Genomic DNA, 19708 nt, shown 5'->3' with positions numbered 1-19708 from the left:
TTCACGCGGTGAGCAGCGAGGGGTCCTTCGTCCATTTGAGGATCTTGTCGAAGCTGACCACCGTCCCGCCCAGACCGGGCTCCGCCCCGATGGTGACGTGGTCGGTCAGCTCCTGGATCAGACACAGGCCGCGCCCGTGTTCGGCGTCCGCACGGGCCGGCCGGAAGTCCTGGGCGCGGGGCAGACCGGGCCCGGTATCGGCCACTTCGATGCGGCACTTCTCCCCGTCCAGGTACGCCGTCACCCGGTAGGCCTCCGAGGCGCCGGGTACGGCGTCCCCGCCGTGCTCGACCGCGTTCGCGCAGGCCTCGGTGAGGGCCACCGACAGGTCGTAGGAGATGTCCGGGTCGACGCCCGCCGTCTCCATCGTGCCGATCAGCAGGCGTCGCGCGAGCGGCACGCTCGCGGCCTCGCGCCGCAGATGGAGTGACCACCAGATGCTCATGCTCCAGCCTCCTGGCCGCGGCTCGACATACCGTTACGTATTGCCGCGCGTGGGCGACCATAAGCACTCCGTCGGCATGACCGGGCCCATATGGCCGATGTGCCGAGGCGGGAATCGGTGTATGGGCGGGTCGAACCCGTGAACGGCGCCGGATCGGCCGACCTGCCGTAGGCGGTGGGCCGGGGCAGTGGGATGATGAGCCCGCCATGACTGCCCCCCACCCGCGCACGGCGCGTCCCGGAGCCGGACTCCGGATCCTGCGGGCCGCGGTGTTCGCCGCGGCCTGCGTCGCGCTGGCCGCGGGCGGGCACACCCTGGCCTCCTGCGCGGGGGTGCCGCTGTGGACGCTCGGCGCGGGCTTCCTCGGCTGCCTGCTGCTCGTGGCCCCGCTCGCCGGGCGGGCCCGCTCGCTGCCGGGCATCGCCGCGCTGCTCGCCCTCGGCCAGACCCTGCTGCACACGCTGTTCGGGCTGGGCGGCCACGGGGCCGCGATGGCCGCCGGGGCAATGCCGGTGACCGGTGGGTCCACCGGCTCGGTGCTGAGCGACCGGGCGCTGGTGGAGCAGGCCACCCGGCTCGTGTGCGGGTCGTCCCCGTCGGTCCTCACCCCCGGACACGCCTACCGGCTGCTGCTCGACGCCCGGCTGATCGACCGTTCGGGCCGGCCGACGTCGGCCCTGGGCACCATGCAGCACGCCCACGACGCCGCGGGCGCCTCGGCCGGTCTGCTGCCCTCGCTGCCGATGCTGCTCGGCCATGTGCTCGCGGCCGTCGCCGCCGGCTGGCTGCTGCGCCGCGGGGACCTGGCCGTACTGCGGCTGATCGAACTGTCCGCGCACGGAGCGCACGGAGTCGCCGAGACCGCGCTCATACGGTCCCTGCGCGCCGCGCTCGCACTGGTGCGCGCCCTGTGCGCCGGGCTGCTGCCCGACGCCGGGAGCGGCCCGCGCGGCCACCGCACCGACCGGGACGACACCCCGGCCCCGCACACCGCCGTACTCCAGCACACGGTGATCCGGCGCGGCCCGCCCGCAGCCGCCTTCCTCCTCGCCGCCTGACACGACGCGACGACACTCCGACCGGATCCGAGAGAGCCGGACGGGAGGCGCCGCCGTCGTGCGGCACGCGCGCGTGCGTACCCCGGTACCGGCCGCCCCGAGTGGCACGGCCACGCGCACGCGTACTCCCGATCACCAACGGAACACCTCACCCGGAGTGGAGTACTCCCTGCCATGAAGGCTTCTCGTATCGCCGCCGCCGTCACCGCCGCCGGCTCGGCCGTCCTCGCCCTGTCCGTCCCCGCGTTCGCGCACGTCACCGTGCAGCCGGAGGGCACCGCGGCCAAGGGCGGCTACGCGGTCGTGGACGTCAAGGTCCCCAACGAGCGCGACGACGCCTCGACCACCAAGGTCGAGATCAGCCTGCCGGCCGACCACCCCATCGCCTCGGTGATGCCACAGCCGGTGCCCGGCTGGAAGGCCACCGTCACCAAGTCCAAGCTGGACAAGCCGCTGACCATGCACGGCGAGAAGATCGACGAGGCCGTCAGCAAGGTCACCTGGACCGCCGACGGCAAGGGCATCGAGCCCGGCTTCTTCCAGAAGTTCCCGCTCTCCCTGGGCGCCCTGCCCGAGAACACCGACCAGCTGGTGTTCAAGGCCCTCCAGACCTACTCCAACGACGAAGTGGTGCGCTGGATCGAGGTCCCGCAGGAGGGCCAGGACGAGCCGGAGAACCCGGCCCCGGTGCTGAAGCTGGCCGCCGCGGACGAGGACGAGCACGACTCGGCGAGCGCTTCGAACGCCCTCACCAAGCCCGGCAAGACCGAGAACACGACCGCCGCGGACTCCGGTGACGGCACCGACACCACCGCACGCGTGCTCGGCGTGGCCGGCATCGTCGTCGGCATCGCGGGCGTGGCCTACGGCGTCTTCGCCAGCCGCCGCCGCACCGCCGCCTGACCCTCGTTCCACAGCGCGTACCGGGCGTCGCGCGGGGCCGTCCCGCACGGCTTCACGCGACCCCGGTGCGCGCCGGAGTTCACACATCTGGGACATTTTCCTATGCGCAAGAAGACGTTCGCCGCGGCGGCGCTGCTCGCCGCCGCCACCCTGACCCTCTCCGCCTGCGGCAGCGGGAACGACGACAACGCACCGATCGCCGTGGTCTCGGGCGGCACCGACTCGAACAAGCCCGCCACCGTGCTGGACCAGCCGTTCGACAAGCCGGCCCTGGTCCTCACCGACACCCACGGCAAGAAGTACGACCTCCGCAAGGAGACCAAGGGCCACCCGACCCTCGTCTACTTCGGCTACACCCACTGCCCGGACATCTGCCCGGCCACGATGAGCAACATCGCCCTCGCCAAGAAGGCACTGCCCAAGGCCGAGCAGGACGCCCTGAAGGTCGTGTTCGTCACCACCGACCCCGCCCGCGACACCCCCGCCGAGCTGGGCAAGTGGCTCAAGGGCATCGACCCGGAGTTCATCGGCCTCACCGGTGACTTCGCCAAGGTCCAGGCCGGCGCCCGGTCCCTGGGCATCGCCGTGGAGCCGACGAAGAAGGACAAGAACGGCAAGCTCGTCTCCATGCACGGCACCCAGGTCGTCGCCTTCTCCCCGAAGACCGACGCCGGTTACGTCCTGTACGGCGAGAACGCCTCGGCCGACGACTACACCAGGGACCTGCCCAAGCTCGTCAAGGGAGCCAATCCGTGAGGCGCCGGGCCGTCCTGACCGCGGGCGCGCTCGCCGCCGCACTCGCCCTCACGGGCTGCTCGGACTCCGCGGCGGACTCGGGCTCGAAGACGGCGGACCTGTCCGTCAGCTCTCCCTACATGCCCCAGCCCGTCTCCGCCGGCATGGCCGCCGGATTCCTGACGATCACCAACGAGGGCGGGGCCGGCGACGAGCTGACCTCGGTCAGCAGCGACATCGCCGGGCAGGTCACCATGCACAGCACCACCGGCGGGGCCATGGCGGAGGAGTCCTCCTTCGGCATACCGGCGCACGGCCGGCTGGTGTTCCGCAGCGGGGGCAACCACCTGATGTTCGAGAAGCTGAAGCGTGCGCCGAAGCAGGGCCAGACGGTCAGCGTGAAGCTCACCTTCGCCAAGTCCGGGCCGCTCACCGTCGAGATGCCGGTGAAGTCCGCGACGTACACCCCGTCGACCGGCCACTGAGGGAGGGACCACCGTGACCCGGACCACCGCTCCCCGTCTGCGGACCCTGCTGCTGCTCCTGCTCGCCGTCACCGGCGCACTGCTGGCGGGCGCCTCACCCGCCTTCGCCCACGCGGCGCTGACCGGCAGCGACCCCGCGCAGGGCGTGGTGGCCGGCACGGCACCCACCCGGGTGACGCTCACCTTCTCCGAGAAGGTGGCCATGAGCGACGACTCCGTGCGCGTCCTCGACCCCCGGGGCACACCGGTGCAGACGGGCAGTCCCGCCACCGTGAGCGGGACGACGTACGCCGTGAAACTCAAAAGCGGCCTGGCCAAGGGCACCTACACCGTCACCTACCAGGTCGTCTCCGCGGACAGCCACCCCGTCGCCGGCGCCTACACCTTCTCCGTCGGCGCGCCCTCGCAAACCGTCGTGACCGGCACCGCGCCGGCCGCGGGCGGCGGAGTCGTGGGCGGGCTCTACGCGTTCGGCCGGTACGTGTCGTACGCCGGTTTCATCGTGCTCGCCGGCGGGGCGGCCTTCGTCCTCGCCTGCTGGCAGCGCGGCGCGGGGGTACGGGCCGTACAGCGGCTCGTCGTCGGCGGCTGGATCGCGCTGACCGCGGCCACCCTGTGGCTGCTGCTCCTGCGCGGCTCGTACACCACCACCGGGGCGTTCGGCGACGTCTTCGACCTCGACCTGCTCGGCCAGGTGCTCCAGACCAAGACCGGGGCCGCGCTGGTCTCCCGGCTGCTGCTGCTCGCCGCCGCCGCGCTGTTCGTCGCCGTCCTGTTCGGCACCTACACCCGGCGCGAGGACGTGGCCGAGAAACGCGACCTGACCTTCGGGCTCTCGGTCGGCGGGGTGGTCGTCGCGGCCGGGCTCGCCACCAGCTGGGCCATGGCCGAGCACGCCTCCACCGGGCTCCAGCCGGGTCTCGCCATGCCGGTGGACGTCGTCCATCTGCTGGCCGTCGCCGCCTGGCTGGGCGGGCTCACCGCCCTGTTGACCGCGCTGTACCGGGCGCCCGCCGAGCACCCCGTCGAGGCCGTCGCCGTCCGGCGCTTCTCCCGGCTGGCCTTCGGCTCCGTCCTCGCGCTCGTCGCCACCGGCGTCTACCAGTCCTGGCGGCAGCTCGGCTCCTGGTCGGCGTTCACCGAGACCCGCTACGGGCAGCTGCTGCTGGCCAAGATCGCCCTGGTGGTGGTGCTGGTCGGGATCGCGGGCCTGTCCCGGCGGTGGACGGGGCGGCTCACCGACCGGAGCGCGGACACGGAACGGGAGCGGACGGACCGGATCCCGGACAGTGCCGACAGCGACGCCGAGCAGGAGCGGGCGGGCCGGGTCCCGGCCGCCGACGCCGGGCCGGAGTCGACGGCCCGGGAAGAGCGGATCACGGCCGCCGACGCCCGAGAGCGGGTCCCCGCCGCCGCGACGACCGGTGGCGGCGGCGCGGACGGGGACCCCGGTGACGCCCGGCGGGCCGCCCAGCTCGCCCGGCAGCGCGCGGCCGTCGACGCCGCCCGGCGGAAGCGGCTGCGCGACGCCGACGAGAACCGCTTCGGGCTGCGCCGCTCGGTGCTCGCCGAGGCCGGTGTCGCCCTGGTGCTGCTCGCCGTCACCACCGCACTGACCCAGACCGAGCCGGGCCGCACCGAGCAGGAGGCCAAGGCCGCCACCTCGTCCCCGGCCGGCTCCGGCACCTCGGCGTCCTCCGGCGCGCTCAGCCTGGACATGCCGTTCGACACCGGCGGCACCGACGGCAAGGGCGTCGTCCGCGTCGACCTCGACCCCGCGCGGGTGGGCGGCAACGAGATGCACGTCTACGTCCAGCGCCCCAACGGCCGGGCCTTCGACGTCCCGGAGGTTAAGGTCTCCTTCACCCTGGAGGCGCAGAAGATCGGCCCGCTTCCCGTGAACCCCGACCACATCACCACCGGCCACTGGTCGGCGAGCGGGGTGCAGCTGCCCGTGGCCGGCGACTGGAAGGTCGCCGTCACGGTCCGCACCTCCGACATCGACCAGGCCACCGTCTCCAAGAACGCGCAGATCGGCTGAACCCCACCATGCCCGACCAGTCCCTCTCCCAGGTCCGCACCCCCCACACGCCGACGGCAGAGCCCACGGAACGCGCGAACGGCATCTCCCGGCGCGCCCTGCTCGGCACCGCCGGCGCCACCGGGCTCGTGCTCGGCGCGGCCGGCGGGGCCGTGGGCTATGCCGCCGCGCCGGCCGGGGCCACCCCGCTGACCGCGCTGGGTTCGGGCCGGGCGATGTTTCACGGGAAACATCAGCCCGGTATCACCGAGGGCCTCCAGGCGCGCGGCCATCTCGTCGCGTTCGACCTGGTGGCGGGCGCGGGCCGCAAGGAGGCGGCGGCCCTGCTGCGCCGCTGGTCGGCCACGGCCGAGCGGCTGATGGCGGGCGAGCCCGCCCCGCACGACGACACCGATGTGGCCCGGGACGCGGGACCGTCGTCGCTGACCGTCACCTTCGGCTTCGGGCGCAGCTTCTTCGGCAGGACCGGGCTGGAGAAGCAGCGGCCGGCCGCCCTGGATCCGCTGCCGGACTTCTCCTCCGACCGGCTCGACAAGGCCCGCAGCGACGGTGACCTGTGGGTGCAGATCGGGGCGGACGACGCCCTGGTGGCCTTCCACGCGCTGCGCGCGATCCAGAAGGACGCGGGGTCGGCCGCCCGGGTGCGCTGGCAGATGAACGGCTTCAACCGCAGCCCGGGGGCCACCGCGCACCCCATGACGGCCCGCAACCTCATGGGCCAGCTCGACGGCACCGGTAATCCCAAGCCGTCGGACGCCGACTTCGAGAAGCGGATCTTCGTGCCCGCCTCGGGCGAGCCGGCGTGGATGGCGAACGGCTCCTACGCCGTCGTCCGCCGCATCCGCATGCTCCTGGACGACTGGGAGAAGCTGTCGACCACGGCTCAGGAGCAGGTCATCGGGCGCCGCAAGGCCGACGGGGCGCCGCTGTCCGGCGGTGACGAGACGACCCCGATGGACCTGGAGAAGGCCGACGCCGAGGGCGACTACCTGGTGCCGCTCAACGCGCACGCCCGGATCACCCGGCCCGACCGCAACGGCGGCGCGGCCATGCTGCGGCGGCCCTTCTCCTACCACGACGGCATCGACGCGGACGGCACCCCGGACGCCGGTCTGCTCTTCATCTGCTGGCAGGCCGATCCGCTGCGCGGTTTCGTCCCTGTGCAGCGCAAGCTCGACCGGGGCGACGCCCTGTCGCAGTTCATCCGGCACGAGGCGAGCGGCCTGTTCGCGGTGCCGGGCGGGGCGGCGAAGGGTGAGTACGTGGGTCAGCGGCTGCTGGAGGGATGACAACGGCCGCTTGAGGGACGCACCGGGTTCAAACCACCCGGTCGAGTGGCATTCCCGAGACAGCCACGCCGGCCCCCTCCACGGCCATTAGGGTGAGGACATGCCAGCGAGCTATGCCTATCTCGGCCCGGAGGGCACCTTCACGGAGGTCGCCCTGCGCACGCTTCCCGAAGCGGCCACCCGGGAGCTGATCCCGTACGTGTCGGTGCAGTCCGCGCTGGACGCGGTCCGGGTCGGCGAGGCCGAGGCCGCGTTCGTGCCGATCGAGAACTCCGTCGAGGGCGGCATCACCACCACCCTGGACGAGCTGGTCGCGGGCGAGCCGCTGATGATCTACCGCGAGGTGCTGCTGTCGATCACCTTCGCGCTGCTGGTCCGGCCCGGCACGAAGCTCGCGGACATCAAGTCGGTCTCCGCCCACCCGGCGGCCCAGCCGCAGGTGCGCAACTGGCTGCGCGCCCACCTCCCGGACGCGGTCTGGGAGTCGGCCGCCTCCAACGCGGACGCCGCCCGTCTGGTCCAGGAGGGCCACTACGACGCCGCCTTCGCGGGCGAGTTCGCCGCCGCCCGGTACGGCCTGGAGGCGCTGGAGACCGGGATCCATGACGCGGAGAACGCGCAGACCCGGTTCGTGCTGGTCGGCCGCCCGGCCCGGCCCGCCGCGCCCACCGGTGCCGACAAGACCTCGGTGGTGCTGTGGCAGCGGGACGACCACCCCGGCGCGCTGCGCGACCTGCTCGGCGAATTCGCCTCGCGCGGCATCAACCTGATGCTGCTCCAGTCCCGGCCGACCGGCGCGGGCATCGGCAACTACTGCTTCTGCATCGACGCCGAGGGCCATATCGCCGACCGGCGGGTGGCGGAGGCACTGATGGGGCTGCGGCGGATCTGCCTCCAGGTGCGTTTCCTCGGTTCCTATCCGCGGGCGGACATCGCACCGGGCGAGGCCCGGCCGACCCCGCCGGGGACATCGGACGAGGAGTTCATGGCGGCGTCGGACTGGGTGGCGCGCTGCCAGGACGGCCGCTTCTAGCCGGTCGTACCTTACGATCCAGCCGGTCGTACCTTCCGACGAACGTTATCCACAGAAGTTATCCACAGGTGCCCTTCTCGACCTGGGGACAAGTCGACAGGACGCGGGTGCAGGGTCGACAAATCGCCCTAGGGCGCCCGGCCGGGGTCACCGCTCCGCGACCCTTCCTTCGTCCACCCGTTTCCTTGGGTTCATCTTTCAGGGCGACCGTTTTCCACCCGAAAGTGGGCGTCGGGGACGTTTGACCCGGGAATTCTTCGGCCTGTCGAGACTTTGCCCAGTGATCAATTCCGAAGTCCACAGATCTTCCACACAGCCTGTGGATAACTCTGCTGAAGGTGTGGATCTCTGTGGACAACCGGCTCGCCAAATCCCGTTCTCCACAAGGGAATCGGGTCAACCGGACGCCCGGGGCCTGCCCCGTCCCAGGGAGTGAGACACTTTCGCCTTGACCTGCGGCGCACCCGAGGGAAGGCTCCCGGCAATTACCGCATAACGGAACGTACGCCGCGAATGCGAACTCACCGTAATAGTGATTCGTGAGCCGCGACCCCGCACCGGTAGCCTTGGCCTCGTGATTGACCTTCGCCTGCTTCGTGAGGACCCCGACCGTGTGCGCGCGTCCCAGCGCGCCCGTGGAGAGGACGTCGCGCTCGTCGACTCCCTCCTGTCTGCCGACGAGCGGCGCAGGTCCTCCGGCGTCCGCTTCGACGAACTGCGCGCCGAGCAGAAGCAGCTCGGCAAGCTGATCCCCAAGGCCGCCGCCGAGGAGAAGGCCGAACTGCTCAAGCGCGCCGAGCAGCTGAAGGCCGACGTCAAGGCCGCCGACGCCGAGCGCGACGCGGCCGACGCCGAGACCCAGGAGCTGCTGCTCCGGCTCGGCAACCTCGTCCACCCCGACGTGCCCGTCGGCGGCGAGGAGGACTTCGTCACGCTGGAGACGCACGGCACGATCCGCGACTTCGCCGCCGAGGGCTTCGAGCCCAAGGACCACCTGGAGCTGGGCCAGCTGCTCGGCGCGATCGACGTCGAGCGCGGCGCCAAGGTCTCCGGCTCCCGCTTCTACTTCCTCACCGGCGTCGGCGCCCTGCTGGAGCTGGCCCTGGTGAACGCGGCGATCGCGCAGGCCACCGCGGCCGGCTTCACCCCGATGCTGACCCCGGCGCTGGTCCGCCCGCAGTCCATGGCCGGCACCGGCTTCCTCGGCCAGGCCGCCCAGGACGTCTACCACCTCGACAAGGACGACCTGTACCTGGTCGGCACCTCCGAGGTCCCGCTGGCGGCCTACCACATGGACGAGATCATCGACGCCGACCGGCTGCCGCTGCGCTACGCGGGCTTCTCCCCGTGCTTCCGCCGCGAGGCCGGCTCGCACGGCAAGGACACCCGGGGCATCTTCCGCGTGCACCAGTTCGACAAGGTCGAGATGTTCTCGTACGTCGCCCCCGAGGACTCCCCGGCCGAGCACCAGCGCCTGCTGGAGTGGGAGAAGCAGTGGCTGACCTCGCTGGAGCTGCCGTTCCGCGTCATCGACGTCGCCTCCGCCGACCTCGGCGCCTCGGCCGCCCGTAAGTTCGACTGCGAGGCGTGGATCCCGACCCAGGGCAAGTACCGCGAGCTGACGTCTACCTCGGACTGCACCGAGTTCCAGTCCCGCCGGCTGTCCATCCGGGTCCGCGACGGCAAGCAGGTCAAGCCGCTGGCCACGCTCAACGGCACGCTGTGCGCCGTCCCGCGCACCATCGTGGCGATTCTGGAGAACCACCAGCAGGCCGACGGCTCCGTCCACGTGCCCGAGGTGCTGCGCCCGTACCTGGGCGGTCGTGAGGTCCTGGAGCCGGTGTCCCGGTGAGCTTCCCCTACGGGCTCATCGCCACCGATCTCGACGGAACGCTGCTGCGCTCCGACGAGTCGATCTCGCAGCGCACCCGTGACGCGCTCGCCGCGGCCACCGCGGCGGGCGCGGCCCATATCGTCGTCACCGGCCGCGCGGTCCCCTGGACCCGGCACATCCTGGACGACCTCGGCTACGACGGCCTCGCCGTCTGCGGCCAGGGCGCCCAGGTGTACGACGCCGGCGCGCACCGCCTGCTGACCTCGGTCACCCTGGACCGGCAGTTGGCGGGCGTGGCCCTGGCCAAGATCGAGGCCGAGGTGGGCCCGCTGTACCTGGCCGCCAGCCGGGACGGCCTGGACGGCGAGGTGCTGGTGGGCCCGGGCTACGCGGTCACGGGACGGCTGCCCGGCACCCCGTTCACGGACGTCTCCGACCTGTGGGCGGCCCCGCTCAACAAGATCTACATACAGCATCCGACGCTGGGCGACGACGAGCTGGCGGAGGCGGCCCGGCAGGCGGCCGGCGGCTTCGTCACGGTGGCCATGGCGGGTGCGGGCATCGTGGAACTGCTTCCGCTCGGCCTGTCCAAGGCCACGGGTCTGTCGCTGGCCGCCCGCCGCCTGGGCCTGAAGGCGGCCGACACGATCGCCTTCGGCGACATGCCCAACGACATCCCGATGTTCGCCTGGGCCGCCCGGGGCGTGGCCATGGCCAACGCCCACGCGGAGCTCAAGGCGGTGGCCGACGAGGTGACGGCCTCCCACGAGGAGGACGGCATCGCGGTGGTTCTGGAGCGCCTGCTGGCGTAGCGTGCCCCGGAGGTGCCGAAGGCGCGCGGGGCCGTGCCCGATGTGCGGCTCCGCCGCGTGGGCGCCCTGCCCCACCGGACCCGTATCGGACGACGCATCCCAGCGCCCCCTGCGGCCGAGCCCGGGGGCAACGTCTTGCGGAGGATGCACGGATCGAACGTGCGCGGGCTTTCCAGCCCGACCACGGCTTAGCAAGCCGGTGCCTTGCCACTCGGCCAATCCTCCGGGTGGGCGGCCTCACGCGAGCGTGGTGCTCGCGTGCTCGAAGCGGCCGCCCCGGGCGGTTCCCTGGCTCCACGGAGCGGTGGCGACTACTCCGGAGCCGGCCTCGGGCCGCCCTGACGGGAGCCGGGCGTACTGCCGTGCATGGACATCGCCCACCTCCACTCCCGGTTCGTGACGCCGGGACGATCCCGGCGGACGGGGCACGACTACTGTGCCCCGCCGCCGAATCGGACGCCACCGAATATGGCGCGTGGAGAGGGCCGTCCACGTGCAAGAGGGCCGTACGCAGAGGGCCGTACAACGTGGAGAGGGCCGTACAGGTCGCACCCGAGGGGGCCGGGGTTTCCTCACTCCTCGCCGGCGAGCGTGAGCGACCGCAGCTTCTGCCCGGCGTACCAGGTGGCCAGGACGGTGACCACCACCAGCAGCACGGTGGCCGTCGGCAGGCCCACGTCGGAGGTCACCAGCGGCCCGTCGGCGATCTTGTGGGCGACGGCCAGCGACCATTGCTGGACGCTCAGCGTGCGCGCGCCCGGCACCAGGGAGCCGAACAGCGCCTCCCAGACCAGGGCGTAGACGAGCCCGAACACCACCGCGTGCCGGGAGACCGTGCCCAGCAGCAGGAAGAGCGCCGAGTAGGCGATGGAGGAGACCAGCGCGGCGACCGTGTAGGCGACCGCGACCTGCTGGCCGTTGCCGTTCAGGATCAGGCCCGCGATCAGGGTCGGCACTGCCGAGAAGATCATGGTCACGGCGATGGCGACGATGAGCTTGGTGAAGATGATCGTGGGCCGCTTCAGCGGCTTGGACAGCAGATAGACAACGGAGCCGTCGTCGATCTCCGGGCCGATCGCGCCCGTGCCCGCGATGACGCCGATGATCGGCACCATGGTGGCGAGCGCGAACCCGCCGAGGACGTCGGAGGCGGTCTGGTCGTCGGCCCCGGTCAGGGCGCGCACGGCCACGGAGATCACGATCAGCAGCAGCGGCAGGGCGCCGAGGATGAGGGCCCGGCGACGGCCGAGCAGCGCCCGGTAGGTGAGCCGGGCCACGGTGGGGTCGTACATCTTGGCCTCCTACGCCGCGACCAGATACGAGAAGACGGACTCCAGGGATTCGTCGGACGGCGAGACCGTGAGCAGCCGGATGCCGTGGTCCCTGGCGACCTTCGGCAGCAGGGCGGTGAAGCGGCCGAAGTCGACGGCCTGGATGCGCAGGGCGCCCTCGGCGTGGTCGACCTCGATGCCGGCCGTGGAGGGGTCGGCGATCAGCGCCGCCGCGAGGGCGCGGTCGTCGCTGGAGCGCACCAGGTAGCGGTGCGGGCGGTCGGTCATCAGGCGGCGGATCCGGCGGAAGTCGCCGCTGGCCGCGTGCCGTCCGGCGACGACGACCTCGATGTGCCGGGCGAGCTGCTCGACCTCTTCGAGGATGTGCGAGGAGAACAGCACCGTGCGGCCCTCGTCGCCCATCTTGCGCAGCAGGTCCATCAGCTGCATGCGCTGGCGCGGGTCCATGCCGTTGAACGGTTCGTCCAGCAGGAGCAGCGACGGGTCGTGCACCAGGGCGCTCGCCATCTTCACGCGCTGCCGCATGCCCTTGGAGTACGTGGCGATCTTCCGGTCCTGCGCGTACTCCATCTCCACCGTGGCCAGGGCGCGCTGGGCGGCCTTGGCGTCGAGTCCGTGCAGCTCGGCGTTGGCGAGGACGAACTCGCGGCCGGTGAGGAAGTCGTACATCGCCTCCCGCTCGGGGACGATGCCGATGTGCCGGTAGATGGCCTCGTTGCGCCACACCGGTTGTCCGTCGAGGGTGACCGTGCCGGTGGAGGGGGCGAGGAAGCCGCCCATCATGTTGATCAGGGTGGACTTGCCGGCGCCGTTGGGGCCGAGCAGCCCGGTGACACCGGGACCGATGGTCATGGTGATGTCGTTGACGGCGACGACGTTGCCGAACCAGCGGGAGACGTGGTCGATGTTCAGGGTGGTCACAGTCCCACCTTGCGGTAGCGGCGGACGAGGAGGCCGTAGCAGGCGGCGATCAGGCCCAGGACGAACAGGACGTGGACCACGCCCTGGCCGCCGGACGGGCCGGTGCCGCCCGGGTAGGCGGAGGTGCCGCCGAGGAACGCGGACTGCACGCCGTCGATCAGCGTGATCGGCGAGAACAGTCCGATCCACGGCACGGCGGAGCTGCTGCCCTGGGTGTCGGCGATGGCCTGGAGAGTGGAGACCGCGCCGTAGGAGATGGTCAGTACGGCGATCACGGCGGCGATGCCGAAGCCGCGGCGCGGGGTGAAGGCGGCGATGACCAGGCCGATGCCGGCGAAGAGCAGCGAGAGGAGGGCCACGGAGACCAGTCCCTGGGCGAATTCCTTGGTCTGATGGGTGAAGTCCATCTTGGACAGCAGCGCGCCCACGTACATCACCAGCAGCGGGGCGCCGGTGAGGATGAAGAGCGCGGAGGCGAGCGCCGCGAACTTGGCGCGGACGTAGTCGGCGGTTTCGATGGGCCGCGAGAAGTACAGCGGCACGGTCTTGAAGCGCAGGTCGCGGGAGACCGCCTGGGGCGCCTGCGAGGCGACGTACAGGCTGATCACGGCCTGCGTGACGATCGCGTACCGGGTGTAGGACACCGGCAGTTCGTGCGCCTTGGTGACGACGGCGACGGCCACCATGATGGCGGCCGGCACGCACATCACCGCGAACAGCAGCATCGGCAGCACCTTGGACTTCACCGAGCGGCCGAGGCCGTAGGCGCCGCGCAGGGACTGCGAGTACAGCGAGCGGCGGGCGTAGGAGCGGCCGAGGCGGGGGCCGTCGTAGCCGCGGTAGCCGATGTCGTGGATGCGGCTCTGGTCGCCGGTGGGCGTTGCCGGGGGATGCTCAACCGCCATGGCCGACGGCCTCCTTCCGCTGTTCGTCCCGCTGTTCGTCGCCGCTGGTGAAGACCTCGGAGATGTGGTGCCGGCGCTGTTCCATGCGCACCAGGCCGAGGCCGAGGTCGGCGACCACGTCCCGGACCAGGTCGTAGGTGTCCTCGCCGGTGGCGGTCAGCAGCAGGATGTGCCCGGCGCCGGGCAGTCCGCCGGCCTCCGCGTGGGTGTCGACCCCGCGGGCGTGCAGCGCCTCGCGGACCGCGCGGGTGCCGTCGGGGTGGGCGTCGCTGTCGGTGACCTCGATCGCGAGGGTGGTCGTGGTCTGGGTGAAGTCGGTGGTGGAGCTGGAGCGCAGCAGTGTGCCGCCGTCGATGACGACGACGTGGTCACAAGTGCGCTCCAGCTCGCCCAGCAGATGGGAGGTGACCAGGACCGAGATGCCGAAGTCGCTGTGGATGCGGCGGATCAGGCCGAGCATCTCGTCGCGGCCGACCGGGTCGAGTCCGTTGGTCGGCTCGTCCAGGAAGACCAGCTGCGGGTCGTGCACCAGGGCCTGGGCGAGCTTCACGCGCTGCTTCATGCCGGTCGAATAGCCGCCGATGGGGCGGTAGCGCTCCTCGTACAGCCCCACGTGGCGCAGGGTGTCGGCGGTGCGCTCGCGCGCGGCGGTGGGCGGGAGGCCGGACATGCGAGCCATGTGGACGACGAACTCGGTGGCCGAGACGTCCGGCGGCAGGCAGTCGTGTTCCGGCATGTACCCGACGCGCTCGCGGATGGCGGCGCCCTTGGTGGCGACGTCGAGGCCGAGCACCTCGGCCCGGCCCTCCGTGGCGGGGGACAGCCCCAGCAGAATCTTGATCAGGGTGGACTTGCCGGCGCCATTGGCCCCGACGAGTCCGGTCACACCGGGCCCGATGTCCACGGACAGCCGGTCGAGTGCGGTCACCCGGGGGAACCGCTTGCTCAGGCTTTCGGTCGCGATCACAGTCACGCCTTCGACGGTAGTGATCCGGACCACGTCCGTCGTCAGACCTCAGAGCCGTTTCCCCGTCCGTCCCAGGTATTACGGGACCCTAAGGGTCACCCACCCAGGGGTGGGCGCGGGCGTGGCGGACGGCCCTTGCCCACTGGCCTTGATCCCGCCTATTGACGCCACCTCTAACAAGTGCCAGATTCGCCAGTGTCAAGTTACGGACGCGTAGCGCGCTCGACGGGACGGGGCGGCATGACGACGGCAGTGAGCAGCGAACCCTCCGCGGACCTGCGGGGATTCAAACGGGTACAGCGTCTGGCCTACGAATGCGCGGAGGCGGTCGCGGCCCGGCTCGAACCGGGAGTGACGGAGCGTGAGGCGGCCCGGATGCAGCGGGAGTGGCTGCGCGAGCGCGGGGTGCGGGACTGGTTCCACCTGCCCTTCGCCTGGTTCGGTGACCGCACGGCCTTCGCGGACTTCCGCATTCCGCTCCAGTTCTTCCCCACCGACCGCGCCCTGGAGCCGGGGATGCCGTTCATCCTGGACCTGGCGCCGGTGTACGAGGGCTATCCGGCGGACGTCGGCTACTCCGGCTCGCTGGGCGTGAACCCGGTGCAGGACCGGCTGATGGCCGACCTGGAGGCGCACCGGGAGCTGATCCTGCGCGAGGTGCGCGAGCGGCGCCCGCTGCGGGAGATCTACCAGGACGTGGACCGGCTGATGGTCCGCCAGGGGTACGCCAACCGGCACCGCGCCTACCCCTTCGGGGTGATCGCCCACAAGGTGGACCGGGTACGGCCGCGCCGCTGGTCGCCCCATCTGTTCGGGTTCGGCACGCAGTCCCTGAAGGGCCTGGTCTCCGACGCGCTGCACGGCCACCGCGAGGGCTGGTCGCCGCTGTGGTCGCCGTACCGCTTCTCGGACCACCCGCCGCGGCCGGGCCTGTGGGCGGTCGAACCGCATCTCGGCTTCCGGGGCACGGGCGCGAAGTTCGAGGAGATCCTGGTGGTCACCGACTCCCGGGACGCCGAGGAGAGCGCGTTCTGGCTGGACGACGATCTGCCGCACGTGCGGCGCTGGGCGGAGGAGAAGTGACCTTGGAGGGTGCGCGCGAGCGCCGGGTGCGTACCGGCGGGGTCGAGCTGTGCGTGGCCGAGCTGGGCGACCCGGCACAGCCGACCGTCGTCCTGGTGCACGGCTACCCGGACAGCAAGGAGGTCTGGTCGGAGGTGGCCGTACGGCTGGCCGACCGCTTCCATGTGGTGCTCTACGACGTCCGGGGCCACGGTGGGTCGACCGCGCCGCGCCCCCTGCGCGGCGGCTTCACGCTCGCCAAGCTCACCGACGACTTCCTGGCCGTCGTGGACGCGGTCAGCCCGGACCGGCCGGTGCACCTCGTCGGGCACGACTGGGGGTCGGTGCAGTCCTGGGAGTTCGTCACCGTCGGCCGCGCGGAGGGCCGTATCGCCTCGTTCACCTCGATCTCCGGGCCGTCCCTCGACCACTTCGGGCACTGGATCGACGCGCGCGTGAAGCGTCCGACGCCCCGGCGGGTGGGCCAGCTCCTCGGCCAGGGCGCCAAGTCCTGGTACGTCTACCTGCTGCACACCCCCGTCCTGCCGGAGCTGGCCTGGCGCGGCCCGCTCGGCAAGCGCTGGCCCGGGATCCTGGAGCGGGCCGAGCGGGTCCCGGCCGGCGACTACCCGACCGCCTCCCTCCCGTCGGACGCGGCCCACGGCGCCTGGCTCTACCGGGACAACGTCCGCGCCCGGCTGCGCAGGCCCCGCCCGGACGCGTACGCCCACGCGCCCGTGCAGCTCATCACCCCTCAGGGGGACGTCTTCCTCTCGGAACGCCTGTACGACGACCTGGACCGGTGGGTGCCCCGGCTGACCCGCCGCACGCTGCCCGCCGGGCACTGGGTGCCGCGCACCCGCCCCGATCAGGTGTCGGCGTGGATCGAGGAGTTCGTCCTGTCCGTGGAGGGCGGCCGGCCCGTCCCGCGGCCCACCGGGCGGCACGCCGCACGGTTCGCCGGGCAGCTGGTGCTGATCACCGGTGCGGGCAGCGGCATCGGGCGGGCGACGGCGTTCGCCTTCGCGGAGGCCGGCGCGCGGGTCGTCGCCGTCGACCGTGACGCCGAGTCCGCGGCCCGCACCGCCGAGCTGTGCCGGCTGGTCGGGGCGCCCGAGGCCTGGGCCGAGCCGGCCGACGTCTCCGACGAGCAGGCCATGGAGAAGCTCGCGGAGAAGGTGCACCGCGCCTACGGCGTGCTGGACGTGCTGGTCAACAACGCGGGCATCGGCCTGTCGGGCTCCTTCTTCACCACGACGGCCGACGACTGGCGCACGGTGCTGGACGTGAATCTGTGGGGCGTCATCCACGGCTGCCGGCTCTTCGGGGCCCGCATGGCCGAGCGCGGCCAGGGCGGCCACATCGTCAACACGGCGTCGGCGGCGGCCTACCAGCCCTCGCGCCTGCTGCCGGCCTACAGCACCTCCAAGGCGGCGGTGCTGATGCTCTCCGAATGCCTGCGCGCGGAACTGGCCCCGAAGGGCATCGGCGTCACGGCGGTCTGCCCGGGCATCGTCAACACCAACATCACCGCCACGGCCCGCTTCACCGGCGTCGACGAGGACGAACAGCGTCGTCGCCGACAGCGCTCCGCCCGCCTGTACGGCCTGCGGAACTATCCGCCGGAGAAGGTGGCCGACGCGATCCTGGACGCGGTCGCCCGGGACAAGCCGGTGGCTCCGGTGACCCCGGAGGCCAAGGGCGCCCATCTGCTGTCCAGGTTCGCGCCGGGACTGCTGCGGCGGATCGCACGGGTGGAACCAAGGCTGTGAGCAGAGGGGACGGGCGCCGACGGGCGTCACGTCTCCTCCGGTTGTCCACAGTTTCGTCAATTCGCCTGTGGATAACCACACTTCGCTGTGGATCAAACCTCCGACCGGGAGAACCCGCGTGATCTGCGTCTCCCTTCCGCGGGTCCATGGAGCGTCCGCGTACGGAGACCGTTCCCTCGCCGGGGGCGGGCCCGCTTACGCTCGGACCCATGAGCCTGCGTCTGAGCACCGTGATCCTTCCGTACCGCCGCTGGCACGAAGGCGCCCGTTCGGCGTGGACGCGCGCCGAACAGCTCGGCTTCCACACGGCGTACACCTACGACCACCTGTCCTGGCGCAGTTTCCGTGACGGCCCCTGGTTCGGCGCCGTCCCGACCCTGACGGCCGCCGCCGCGGTGACCGACCGGCTGCGCCTCGGCACGCTGGTCACCTCGCCGAACTTCCGCCACCCGGTGACCCTCGCCAAGGAGCTGATCTCCCTGGACGACATCTCCGGCGGCCGGATCACCCTGGGCGTCGGCGCGGGCGGCACCGGTTTCGACGCCACCGCCCTCGGCCAGGAGCCCTGGACCCCGCGTGAGCGCGCGGACCGGTTCGCCGAGTTCGTATCCCTCCTCGACCGGCTGCTCACCGAGGACGCGGTGACCTCTGAGGGGCGTTTCTACTCGGCCCATGAGGCCCGGAACATCCCGGGCTGTGTACAGCGGCCCCGGCTGCCGTTCGCCGTGGCGGCCACCGGCCCGCGCGGTCTGAAACTCGCCGCGCGCCACGGCCAGGCATGGGTGACCACCGGCGACCCGAAGCTGTACGAGACCGGTACGCCGGAGCAGTCCGTCGAGGCCCTGCGCGGACAGATCGGCAGGCTGGCCGAGGCATGCGAGACCGCCGGGCGGAACGTGGCCGAACTGGACAAAATCCTGCTCACCGGCTTCACCCCGGACCGCGGCCGGCCGCTGTCGTCCCTGGACGCCTTCGTGGACTTCGCCGGCCGCCACCGGGAGCTGGGCTTCACCGAGATCGCGATCCACTGGCCCGTCGCGGACTCCGGCTTCGCGGTGGAGGAGAAGGTCTTCGAGCGGATCGCCATGGAGGCGCTCGCCCAATTGGACTGACCGGGGAGACAGGCGGTTCCGGAGACGGGCGCTTCCGCCGCCCTCCGGGACGTCGCCTGTGTCTCATCCGTGCACGGTCCCGCACGGCCGTGCGGACGCCTGCGCGAGAATGGCCGGGTGACCTCAGCGACCAGACAGCCCGGGACCCCTGCCGCCGCCCTGCCGGCGCGGCTGATCGCCACCGACCTCGACGGCACACTGCTGCGTGACGACAAGTCGGTGTCCGCGCGGACCGTCGCCGCGCTGGCCGCCGCCGAGGAGGCCGGGATCGAGGTCTTCTTCGTCACCGGCCGGCCGGCCCGCTGGATGGACGTGGTCAGCGACCACGTCCACGGCCATGGCCTGGCGATCTGCGGCAACGGTGCCGCCGTGGTCGACCTGCACGGCGGCCCCGGCGCCCACCGGTTCGTGAAGGTCCGCGAGCTGGCCCGGGAGAACGCCCTGGCCGCCGTACGGCTGCTGCGCGAGGCGGCTCCCGGCACGGTGTTCGCGGTCGAGCAGACCTACGGCTTCCACCAGGAGCCGGACTATCCCAAGCTGCACATGGAGAGACCGGACACCGTACTGCCCGCCGAGGAGCTGCTCGCGTCCGACGGACCGACCGCCGACCAGCCCGTCCTCAAGATCCTCGCCTACCATCCCTCCCTCGACCCCGACGCCTTCCTCACGCTGGCCCGTCTGGCGGTCGACGGCCACGCCAACGTCACCCGCTCCAGCCCCAGCGCGCTGCTGGAACTGAGCGGCCCCGGCGTGTCCAAGGCCAGCACCCTCGCCCTGTGCTGCGCCGAGCGCGGCATCTCGCACGAGGAGGTCGTGGCCTTCGGGGACATGCCCAACGACGTCGAGATGCTGACCTGGGCCGGCCAGTCGTACGCGATGGGCAACGCCCACCCGGACGCCGTCGCCGCCGCGTCGGGCCGCACCGTCGCCAACAACGACGACGGCGTGGCGGTGGTGATCGAACGGCTCCTCGCCGGCCGCGGGTAGCCGGCGGCCGCGCCGCCCCCACCGCTCCCGTGACGCGGCCGCCACGGGCCGGCTC

At 72.0% G+C, this 19708-nt stretch carries 18 protein-coding genes and 1 tRNA gene; 13 read left to right on the top strand and 6 right to left on the bottom strand.

Annotated features, from left to right (window positions below):
* Position 1 precedes the first annotated feature (1 nt).
* Entirely contained in the window at positions 2 to 445 is a 444-nt protein-coding gene (locus tag ABD350_RS07755) for an ATP-binding protein (RefSeq protein ID WP_344347026.1), read from the bottom strand.
* 206 nt (positions 446 to 651) lie between these two features.
* Between ABD350_RS07755 and ABD350_RS07750 the strand changes: the two genes are divergently transcribed.
* The 9 genes from ABD350_RS07750 (at position 652) to ABD350_RS07710 (ending at position 10635) form a co-directional block, all read left to right on the top strand.
* Positions 652 to 1503 (top strand): hypothetical protein, encoded by an 852-nt coding sequence (locus tag ABD350_RS07750; protein WP_344347025.1) that lies wholly within the window; start codon positions 652 to 654, stop codon positions 1501 to 1503.
* 174 nt (positions 1504 to 1677) lie between these two features.
* Positions 1678 to 2406: a YcnI family copper-binding membrane protein gene (locus tag ABD350_RS07745; protein ID WP_344347024.1), complete on the top strand. Its 729-nt coding sequence runs from the start codon at positions 1678 to 1680 to the stop codon at positions 2404 to 2406.
* Between the two features lie 102 nt (positions 2407 to 2508).
* Positions 2509 to 3162 carry an SCO family protein gene (locus ABD350_RS07740; protein WP_344347023.1) on the top strand — a complete coding sequence of 218 codons (654 nt, stop codon included), beginning with the start codon at positions 2509 to 2511 and terminating at the stop codon, positions 3160 to 3162.
* Positions 3159 to 3626 (top strand): copper chaperone PCu(A)C, encoded by a 468-nt coding sequence (locus ABD350_RS07735; RefSeq protein WP_344347022.1) that lies wholly within the window; start codon positions 3159 to 3161, stop codon positions 3624 to 3626. The genes ABD350_RS07740 and ABD350_RS07735 overlap by 4 nt, the downstream gene beginning before the upstream one ends.
* 13 nt (positions 3627 to 3639) lie before the next feature.
* On the top strand, positions 3640 to 5667 hold the full coding sequence (locus ABD350_RS07730; RefSeq protein WP_344347021.1) for a copper resistance CopC/CopD family protein: 2028 nt from the start codon (positions 3640 to 3642) through the stop codon (positions 5665 to 5667).
* 8 nt (positions 5668 to 5675) lie between these two features.
* The gene (efeB, locus tag ABD350_RS07725) at positions 5676 to 6956 is read left to right on the top strand and encodes an iron uptake transporter deferrochelatase/peroxidase subunit (RefSeq protein WP_344347020.1); all 1281 of its coding nucleotides are present in this window, start codon (positions 5676 to 5678) and stop codon (positions 6954 to 6956) included.
* Positions 6957 to 7056: 100 nt separating this feature from the next.
* Positions 7057 to 7989 (top strand): prephenate dehydratase, encoded by a 933-nt coding sequence (gene pheA, locus ABD350_RS07720; RefSeq protein ID WP_344347019.1) that lies wholly within the window; start codon positions 7057 to 7059, stop codon positions 7987 to 7989.
* A 574-nt stretch (positions 7990 to 8563) separates the two neighbouring features.
* On the top strand, positions 8564 to 9841 hold the full coding sequence (gene serS, locus ABD350_RS07715; RefSeq protein WP_344347018.1) for a serine--tRNA ligase: 1278 nt from the start codon (positions 8564 to 8566) through the stop codon (positions 9839 to 9841).
* A complete protein-coding gene (locus tag ABD350_RS07710) occupies positions 9838 to 10635 on the top strand; it encodes an HAD family hydrolase (protein ID WP_344347016.1) in 798 nt (265 codons plus the stop codon). The genes serS and ABD350_RS07710 overlap by 4 nt, the downstream gene beginning before the upstream one ends.
* A gap of 138 nt (positions 10636 to 10773) precedes the next feature.
* On the opposite strand, the gene ABD350_RS07705 is transcribed toward ABD350_RS07710, so the two are convergent.
* From ABD350_RS07705 to ABD350_RS07685, 5 genes are all read right to left on the bottom strand, one after another.
* Positions 10774 to 10860 (bottom strand) — tRNA-Ser (locus tag ABD350_RS07705).
* A 347-nt stretch (positions 10861 to 11207) separates the two neighbouring features.
* On the bottom strand, positions 11208 to 11927 hold the full coding sequence (locus ABD350_RS07700) for an ABC transporter permease subunit (protein WP_344347014.1): 720 nt from the start codon (positions 11925 to 11927) through the stop codon (positions 11208 to 11210).
* A 9-nt stretch (positions 11928 to 11936) separates the two neighbouring features.
* A complete protein-coding gene (locus tag ABD350_RS07695) occupies positions 11937 to 12848 on the bottom strand; it encodes an ABC transporter ATP-binding protein (RefSeq protein WP_344347013.1) in 912 nt (303 codons plus the stop codon).
* Positions 12845 to 13753 (bottom strand): ABC transporter permease subunit, encoded by a 909-nt coding sequence (locus tag ABD350_RS07690; RefSeq protein WP_344347012.1) that lies wholly within the window; start codon positions 13751 to 13753, stop codon positions 12845 to 12847. Before ABD350_RS07690 ends, ABD350_RS07695 begins: the two co-directional genes overlap by 4 nt.
* Positions 13743 to 14720 carry an ABC transporter ATP-binding protein gene (locus ABD350_RS07685; RefSeq protein WP_344347060.1) on the bottom strand — a complete coding sequence of 326 codons (978 nt, stop codon included), beginning with the start codon at positions 14718 to 14720 and terminating at the stop codon, positions 13743 to 13745. Before ABD350_RS07685 ends, ABD350_RS07690 begins: the two co-directional genes overlap by 11 nt.
* Before the next feature lie 240 nt (positions 14721 to 14960).
* Between ABD350_RS07685 and ABD350_RS07680 the strand changes: the two genes are divergently transcribed.
* The 4 genes from ABD350_RS07680 to ABD350_RS07665 all read left to right on the top strand — a co-directional run bounded on the left by ABD350_RS07680 (position 14961) and on the right by ABD350_RS07665 (position 19653).
* A complete protein-coding gene (locus ABD350_RS07680) occupies positions 14961 to 15803 on the top strand; it encodes a M24 family metallopeptidase (RefSeq protein WP_344347011.1) in 843 nt (280 codons plus the stop codon).
* The gene (locus ABD350_RS07675; RefSeq protein ID WP_344347009.1) at positions 15800 to 17554 is read left to right on the top strand and encodes an SDR family oxidoreductase; all 1755 of its coding nucleotides are present in this window, start codon (positions 15800 to 15802) and stop codon (positions 17552 to 17554) included. Before ABD350_RS07680 ends, ABD350_RS07675 begins: the two co-directional genes overlap by 4 nt.
* A 209-nt stretch (positions 17555 to 17763) precedes the next feature.
* Positions 17764 to 18666, top strand: coding sequence for an LLM class flavin-dependent oxidoreductase (locus tag ABD350_RS07670; protein ID WP_344347008.1), 903 nt, complete (start codon positions 17764 to 17766; stop codon positions 18664 to 18666).
* Between the two features lie 117 nt (positions 18667 to 18783).
* Complete coding sequence (locus ABD350_RS07665) at positions 18784 to 19653, top strand: HAD-IIB family hydrolase (protein WP_344347007.1); 870 nt, start codon at positions 18784 to 18786, stop codon at positions 19651 to 19653.
* Positions 19654 to 19708 lie beyond the last annotated feature (55 nt).

This window comes from Streptomyces nogalater (assembly GCF_039532885.1).
GTDB lineage: Bacteria > Actinomycetota > Actinomycetes > Streptomycetales > Streptomycetaceae > Streptomyces > Streptomyces nogalater.
This window is presented reverse-complemented; position numbering and strand designations above follow the sequence as displayed.

Bases quoted from the DNA above. Each gene is read 5' to 3' on its own strand.
- ABD350_RS07755 (WP_344347026.1), bottom strand. From the start codon at position 445: ATGAGCATCTGGTGGTCACTCCATCTGCGGCGCGAGGCCGCGAGCGTG.
- ABD350_RS07750 (WP_344347025.1), top strand. From the start codon at position 652: ATGACTGCCCCCCACCCGCGCACGGCGCGTCCCGGAGCCGGACTCCGG.
- ABD350_RS07745 (WP_344347024.1), top strand. From the start codon at position 1,678: ATGAAGGCTTCTCGTATCGCCGCCGCCGTCACCGCCGCCGGCTCGGCC.
- ABD350_RS07740 (WP_344347023.1), top strand. From the start codon at position 2,509: ATGCGCAAGAAGACGTTCGCCGCGGCGGCGCTGCTCGCCGCCGCCACC.
- efeB (WP_344347020.1), top strand. From the start codon at position 5,676: ATGCCCGACCAGTCCCTCTCCCAGGTCCGCACCCCCCACACGCCGACG.
- pheA (WP_344347019.1), top strand. From the start codon at position 7,057: ATGCCAGCGAGCTATGCCTATCTCGGCCCGGAGGGCACCTTCACGGAG.
- ABD350_RS07700 (WP_344347014.1), bottom strand. From the start codon at position 11,927: ATGTACGACCCCACCGTGGCCCGGCTCACCTACCGGGCGCTGCTCGGC.
- ABD350_RS07690 (WP_344347012.1), bottom strand. From the start codon at position 13,753: ATGGCGGTTGAGCATCCCCCGGCAACGCCCACCGGCGACCAGAGCCGC.
- ABD350_RS07680 (WP_344347011.1), top strand. From the start codon at position 14,961: ATGACGACGGCAGTGAGCAGCGAACCCTCCGCGGACCTGCGGGGATTC.
- ABD350_RS07670 (WP_344347008.1), top strand. From the start codon at position 17,764: ATGAGCCTGCGTCTGAGCACCGTGATCCTTCCGTACCGCCGCTGGCAC.